7 protein-coding genes and 1 pseudogene are annotated in these 6540 nt (G+C 50.0%); 6 read left to right on the top strand and 2 right to left on the bottom strand.

Annotated features, from left to right (window positions below; genetic code table 11):
* The coding region (locus L692_RS33470; RefSeq protein ID WP_025699348.1) for a hypothetical protein at positions 1 to 181 on the top strand (181 nt) is incomplete at its 5' end.
* A 92-nt stretch (positions 182 to 273) separates the two neighbouring features.
* On the opposite strand, the gene L692_RS0109590 is transcribed toward L692_RS33470, so the two are convergent.
* A complete protein-coding gene (locus tag L692_RS0109590; RefSeq protein ID WP_025699345.1) occupies positions 274 to 1170 on the bottom strand; it encodes a radical SAM protein in 897 nt (298 codons plus the stop codon).
* 200 nt (positions 1171 to 1370) lie between these two features.
* Between L692_RS0109590 and L692_RS0109585 the strand changes: the two genes are divergently transcribed.
* Positions 1371 to 2144, top strand: a complete 774-nt coding sequence (locus tag L692_RS0109585; protein ID WP_051503466.1) for an arylamine N-acetyltransferase family protein — start codon at positions 1371 to 1373, stop codon at positions 2142 to 2144.
* A complete protein-coding gene (locus tag L692_RS0109580; RefSeq protein WP_025699341.1) occupies positions 2141 to 2527 on the top strand; it encodes an iron chaperone in 387 nt (128 codons plus the stop codon). Before L692_RS0109585 ends, L692_RS0109580 begins: the two co-directional genes overlap by 4 nt.
* Positions 2528 to 2548: 21 nt before the next feature.
* Here the strand turns inward: L692_RS0109580 and L692_RS0109575 are convergent, their stop codons facing one another.
* Positions 2549 to 3418 (bottom strand): phosphotransferase, encoded by an 870-nt coding sequence (locus tag L692_RS0109575; protein ID WP_025699339.1) that lies wholly within the window; start codon positions 3416 to 3418, stop codon positions 2549 to 2551.
* A gap of 130 nt (positions 3419 to 3548) precedes the next feature.
* Between L692_RS0109575 and L692_RS0109570 the strand changes: the two genes are divergently transcribed.
* The 3 genes and pseudogenes from L692_RS0109570 to L692_RS0109555 all read left to right on the top strand — a co-directional run.
* Complete coding sequence (locus L692_RS0109570; RefSeq protein ID WP_025699337.1) at positions 3549 to 4070, top strand: TetR/AcrR family transcriptional regulator; 522 nt, start codon at positions 3549 to 3551, stop codon at positions 4068 to 4070.
* 111 nt (positions 4071 to 4181) lie between these two features.
* Positions 4182 to 5147 carry an SDR family NAD(P)-dependent oxidoreductase gene (locus L692_RS0109565; RefSeq protein ID WP_025699335.1) on the top strand — a complete coding sequence of 322 codons (966 nt, stop codon included), beginning with the start codon at positions 4182 to 4184 and terminating at the stop codon, positions 5145 to 5147.
* Between the two features lie 624 nt (positions 5148 to 5771).
* A pseudogene (locus L692_RS0109555) lies at positions 5772 to 6540 on the top strand (hypothetical protein); the annotation flags it as partial.

Genomic DNA, 6540 nt, shown 5'->3' with positions numbered 1-6540 from the left:
CCTCCCTTCCGAGAGGTTAGCCGAGACCGCCCATATCAGCTTTTCTATTGCTCCTGCGATTATAGCATTGGAACGAGTATGCGCCTCAATCATTGATGTGAAGATTGGATTGGCGGAAATAGCAAAGAGGGGCGAGGCCCCTCTTTTTTCTCGACTAATTCAGTTGGGTAAAGCACCATGACCTGTCGGCATGCTTGAAGTTTGGCTGTCTGTACGCCACGGGAGAGGTTGCTTGTCCGCTGCCCCCGTAGGTATGATATGCAAGCTGCTTATCTAACCTATCGAAACAGAACCCTCGGCCCCTTTTTCCGGATGAGCGTCCAGGTATTCGGCTCGGATCGAGCTTAACCCGTTCTTTAGCCTTGCGATCATATGGTCCTTCTTTTGGGGCAGCATGCCATGAACGGGGATTACATTAGAGGTATGCAGACCGAAGAAATACGTATGCTCCAGGTCCAGTCCGCTTAACATCTCGATTTCCTCTTCAATATTTTGCCGTAAGGTATTTTCTTTAAAAAGCCCTTGGCTCAGTTCTTCATCAAGCGGGCTGCCGGGATCAACATGCAGAGTTGCGATAAAGATGAGCTTGGGCTGAATTTCATTTAGCAATTGGCTGTTGGCGATTGCATTTTCATGCGTCTTCTCGCTGCCGGCTCCTCCGATGATAATATTGACGCTAAAGTCTATACCGGCCTGGGTTAACCGCTTCAGCTGCGCTTTCGCTTCATCGACGGTAAACCCCTTGTTAAAATGCTCCACCACCTCGGGCATCCCGGACTCCAGGCCAATATTGAGGTCATTAATCTTTAAAGCTCTAAGTTCCTTAAGCTCCGCATCCGTTTTGTGAATGATGTTGTTAACCGAAGCATACATGGCGATCGTCTCAACTTCAGGCAGAATTTCATTGATTTTTTGCGCAATGGACTTGAGTCTGTCCGCGCTCAAAGCGAAGGGATCGGCATTGACCAGAAAAATGCGTTTGACTTCCGTATAATCTGCCCGGGCTTCCCATAGATCCCGTTCAATTTGTTCCATACTTTCGATATGAAAAGGAACATCGCTGTACATAGTGCAGAAGCTGCATTGATTATGGCTGCATCCAACAGTCACTTGCAGCAGCAACGAGTTGGCTTCAAATGGCGGACGATAGACCGGTCCGGTATATTTCATGTTCACCGCTCCTTTTTCATGGATCTTATTATGATAAATTTAGCATGACACAACAGTTTAGGTTAGTAGGCACTTTAAAGTAAGTGTCCTGAGTGGTTGGATAGCATACAGTGAAGTATTATGAGATTGCAGAGAGGGCATCGCATCGAATTGTTCTGATTGAGCACTCTTATTTATGATTCAACGATGGGGGGATAAACTTGCAGGAAGATGTGTTTGTACATCAATACCTGGAAAGACTGAAGCTGCACGATCATTTACAGCCTGATCTTACGACGCTGCGGATGATTCAGAAGCAGCACCTGCTGAACATTCCTTTTGAAAATCTGGATATCATGGCCGACCAAAAAATTGAGTTTGCTGTGGAGAAGCTGTGGATGAAAATTGTTGAGCACAAAAGAGGCGGAATTTGCTACGAGCTTAACGGATTGCTCCTTCACCTGCTTCGGCATATCGGATTTGATGTGAAATATATAGCTGCGCAGGTTCTGGCGGACGGCAATGAGTTTGACCACGTATTATTGCTCGTGCTTGTCAATGGGGAGCGTTGGCTTGTAGATGCGGGCTTCGGAGATCATTTTCTTGAACCTGTAAAGCTTGCGCCGGGTACGGTCCAGACGGACCTTAATGGCGACTTTAAGATCGTGGAATCCGGAAAAGGCAGATATCAATTGTTAAAATCCGCGAAGGGATCGGCGTATTCCCTGGAATATACGTTCACCTTGCAAGAAAGAAAGCTGGAGGATTTCATGGAGAGATGCTTATATTTTGAAACCTCCCCGGATTCGAGATTTAGAAACAACAGACTGTGTTCCCTCGAAAGGGAAAACGGCAGGGTATCGCTAAAGGATGACAAGTTGATTCTGACAGAAGACGGGATTAGAACTGAACAGAGCATTGAAACCGAACAGGAGTTTCTGAGCAGCCTGCGGAACGTATTCGGCATAGCTTTGAAAGGAGAAGATTTCCCATGAAAGAAAAAATCACTTACGGGTCAATCGATGAGTATATTGCAGCGTGCACTCCCGAGGTCCAGCCCATTCTTCAAACGCTAAGGCAAGTGATTCAGGAGGCGGCGCCGGACGCCAAGGAGAAGATTAGCTATCAGATGCCGACATTCGAGCTGCATGGAAATCTGGTGCATTTTGCAGCTTTCAAAAAGCATATCGGCTTCTATCCGGCCCCAAGCGGAATCGAAGCGTTCCAGGAGGAATTAAAGGAATATCACAAGTCGAAAGGGACCTTGCAATTCCCGCTCGACCAGCCGCTGCCCTATGACCTCATCAGCAGAATCGTTAAATACAGAGCCGCAAGCAACAAGGAGAAAGCGGAAACGAAGTTGAAAAAGAAGAAGTAGCTGGGGCGAAAGTAGAAATAATTAAGGTGTGAGCGCTTTCCAGTAGTCCCATGCCTTCAGGTAAGCCGCCAAGTCGTGCGGATGGTGTTTGACGCAGCTTCCGATTCGGCAATAGAGCTGAATGATTACTTCTTCGATGAGCCTTGATCTCTCCATAGGCTTATGATTTAGCAGAGTGAATGCCGGAATTAAAGTTTCCAGGTTCAGATCGTCAGGAGAGGAACAGAAGGCATAAAGAAAATCATACAGCACAGGCCCGGCTATTGGTGCAGGATCGATAACTCCGGTTAATACGCTTTGGTCAAACACGAAATTATGGACACCACAATCGCCATGCAGCAAAAACCTTTCCGTGTCCTCGCCCTCCGGCACAGCTCCAGCCAATGATTTCACTTTGTAGTAATCCTCAACGGGCAACAGGCTGCCGACATTCATGCGGGCATACTCCACGCCCTGCTCGATAAAATCACGCCAGGTTGAACATGGCTCTTCTAACCAGTAGCCCCATTTGTCGCTGTGCGGATAATTTTTGTAATGATTGATTAGCCCGCCAGCCAACAGTGTTAACCAGTTTGTTTTAGTCCCTCTTTCATAATGGGTTGTTCCCGATACATATGTATAGAGAATAGACATTTTTGCCGGATCAGTATACAGAAGCTCGGGCAGCAGGGCGCAATGCCGGTACGTATGAAGAAATTGCTCGACCATCATAATTTGCTGCGGAAGATCCGGCTTTAGCACGTATTTGGCTTTGTTGTTGACTGAAAGAATATAGACAAGCCCCTCCGTCGTTCCGGCCGTGCTATGGATAAGGTGATCGGTCTGATCAATTATTCCTTTTAGGTGAAGATCATGGATAATGCCGATGATATCCTTTGATTGGTGTGTCATTCTAATCGTTCTCCTCTTTGGTTCCAGTTGCAAGTGCCGCCGCCAAATTGCTTGGAGCGCTGATATTCGGATATAATAGGTTGACTGATTGATGAATCACTAATCTTATCTTATAAGGGGGCGCAGGTCTATGTCAAAAAATGAAACGAGATCGGCCAATCGCAAATCGGACATTATTTCGGCGGCGATCGAGGTATTCGCGGAGACAGGGTACTTCCGGGCAACGACGGCACAGGTCGCGGAACGGGCCAAAATATCGCAGCCCTATATCTTTCGTTTTTTCTCAACCAAAGAAGCGTTGCTGCTGACGGCGCTGGAGGTATCCTGGACCCGTATAATCGACTCCTTCCGCAAGGTCGTGGAGTCTGCGTCGCCGGAACAACTGGAGACCGATCTGATCCGGGCCTACGAGGAAATTCTGAACACCTATCAGAATGAAGTGCTGCTTCAGATGCAGGCTCAGACGATCCGGGAAGACTCCATTCGGGAAGCGATGCGGGGGGGATTCAGGGAGGTCCGCCGCATGGTTCTGGACGCCTTCCGCGCAGCCGGCATTCCGAATGCCGAGGAACGGACGATGCTGTTCCTGGCCCGCGGGATGCTGTGCAACATTTCGGCGGCGCTGCTCATGCCCGAGCTGATGGAAACGTGAGGAGTAGCGGAGGTTCATAAAAGTGGTGATTGACTAATCAATTACCACATGCTACATTGTTATTAAGTTAGTGATTGATCAATCACAAAAATTAAAGATGAGGTGATCTCATTGGAAAAAGCGATAGTCATAGGAGCAACTGGCGGTACTGGTGCTTCGGTTACGGAGGAGTTGGTCAAGCGAGGGATTCGGACGATAGCCTTCGGGCGATCCCGCGAGAAGCTGGAGCAGCTTAAGGGCAGGCTGGGTAATCCGGAAAATTTAACGGTTGCGGTTGGTGATGCCTTTCGTCCGGATGACATTGTCGCCGCTTCGGAGGGTACAGACGTCCTCTTCCACTGCGCGAACGTGCCGTATCACGAGATGGCAAGCAAGCTGATTCCTCTGGGCGAATCGGTGATGGAGGCCGCAGGCAGGCTGGGCTTGAAGGTGGTTGTGATTGACGGCATCTATCCCTATGGAAGAAGACAGATGGCCCGGGTGACCGAGGAGCATCCGAAGCAGCCGCATACCCGAAAGGGAAAAGTTAGGCTGGCTTACGAAAAGATGCTTCTGGGCGGCCGTTGGGACCGGGCCAAGGTGATGATCGTCCGCTTGCCGGACTATTACGGCCCTACGGCGAACGAGGCCTCTTATTTAGGCTCTACGCTCGAAGCCATCGCGGGCGGCAAGCCGGCTTTGTTCATCGGCAATATGCGGGTTCCCCGGGAGTACGTTTATTTACCCGATGCGGCCTTCATGATTGCGGAGCTCGCTAGTAGGGACGATGCTTATGGCGAGAACTGGCATATTCCTGGCGCGGGGGTGATCTCGGGGAGGGAGATTGCGCGAATAGCCCGGCAGGCAAGCGGGAGCTCGAAGCCGGTCATTCCGCTTGGAAGAGTCGGACTGTCTTTGCTCGGCATGGCTGTACCGGTAATGAAGGAGGTAGTGGAGATGCTCTATTTAACTGAAGAGCCGCTTGTCTTGAGCGGGGATAAATACGAGCGGTTGGTCGGACCGGTACGGAAGACCGCCTTTGAAGACGGAATTACAGCTACGGTTCGGGCGTTGCAGCGAAAGCATGATCTTTTTTAAAAGGGATAGTTATTGATTGATCAATATCTAAATTTCTTTGTGTTCCTCGTTCGTGCAAGTAGGGTAACCTGAATGGTTCCTGCGAATATGCAGGTATTTCGAGGGAATAGCGCCGGGAAAGATGAAGTTCCTGCGAAAGTGCGTGAATTTGAAGCCAGAACGCGTCTTGGCGGGTAATGGGAGCCGGAAAGCCTGCGCTTTGGCAGGCATGCGGGGGAGGCTAAGCTTTTGCGAGACAAAAGATGTAGCGGTGCAGGTTTTTCCATCACGACAGGCCTTCTACCGCATAGTTGTGCTAAGGAGAGGCTCCTGGCCCCTCTAGCTCCCTCCGTTCTAAATGAGACGGGACGTGCCTTCCGTAATCATAGCGAGCACCTGATCGGTCATTTCTTCCACGGTACAATCGCTCTTTCCTCTGCTCCACTGGACCGCCAGCAGGTCCTGCACAGGAATGCTGCTTTTTTGGTTATTTTTCCTACAAAGTATCTATTTACTTTATAAGCCGTTCTCCGTATCATTTTTACAGGAGGGGAGGGAAAATTATACAATTGAGAGTTGATATTCAATGTAAGTGGAATTTTTCATGTGATTTTATGTGATTTTACAAGAGGAGAGATGACAAGAATGCTGCAAACGATCTTTAGAAGAAAAAAGAGGTTAAGTCTGACTCTTTGCTTCGCGCTTCTGCTCACCCTGTTGCCCGCGGCACCAGCCGCACTGGCGGCCAATCTTTTTAGTGACGACTTCGAATCGTACTCCGGATTTCCTTCCGGTTCGTGGCTTAGCGGCAACGGAAGCTGGAGCATCGTTACAGACGGAACCAAGGCAGCCAGGCAATCGTCCACGGGCAATACGTTTATCGCAACGGCTGGTGAAGCTTCCTGGACGGACTATACATACTCTGCAAAGGTCAAGGTTGGGGCGACGAATGTGCGCAATGGGATCGTTGGCCGTTATGCGGATAGCAACAACTACTATTTCCTGATTCTCTACAACGGGAATGTGCTGTTGAACAAGAAGGAATCCGGCTCGACAAGCACGCTCCAGCAGACCGCTTTTACCGCCGACACTTCGACCTTCTATGAGCTGAAGCTGGAAATCAGCGGCACATCGGTAAAGGGCTACGTTGACGGAGTGCTGAAGGTGCAGGCGACGGACAGCGGTCTGACAGCCGGTAAAGCGGGACTTTACGCCAACGGCGTTGCTTCCTTTGACGACGTGCTGGTGACAGCCAGCGCCCCGGCCAGCGCCGATGCGACCGCTCCGTCTGCGGTGTCCAATCTTGCTGCAAGCTCGCCTGCCTCCTCGTCCGTAACGCTGTCATGGACCGCTTCCGGCGATGACGGCGCCTCCGGCATGGCCGCATCCAATGACATTCGTTACAGTACGTCGG

The sequence above is a fragment of the Paenibacillus forsythiae T98 genome, from assembly GCF_000520735.1.
Taxonomy (GTDB): Bacteria; Bacillota; Bacilli; order Paenibacillales; family Paenibacillaceae; genus Paenibacillus_AQ; species Paenibacillus_AQ forsythiae.
The sequence above is the reverse complement of the archived record's forward strand: the minus strand, read 5'-3'. Positions and strand labels throughout refer to the sequence as shown.

Excerpts from the sequence above, each read along its gene's own strand:
- L692_RS0109590 (WP_025699345.1), bottom strand. The coding sequence starts at position 1,170 with ATGAAATATACCGGACCGGTCTATCGTCCGCCATTTGAAGCCAACTCG.
- L692_RS0109580 (WP_025699341.1), top strand. The coding sequence starts at position 2,141 with ATGAAAGAAAAAATCACTTACGGGTCAATCGATGAGTATATTGCAGCG.
- L692_RS0109575 (WP_025699339.1), bottom strand. The coding sequence starts at position 3,418 with ATGACACACCAATCAAAGGATATCATCGGCATTATCCATGATCTTCAC.
- L692_RS0109570 (WP_025699337.1), top strand. The coding sequence starts at position 3,549 with ATGTCAAAAAATGAAACGAGATCGGCCAATCGCAAATCGGACATTATT.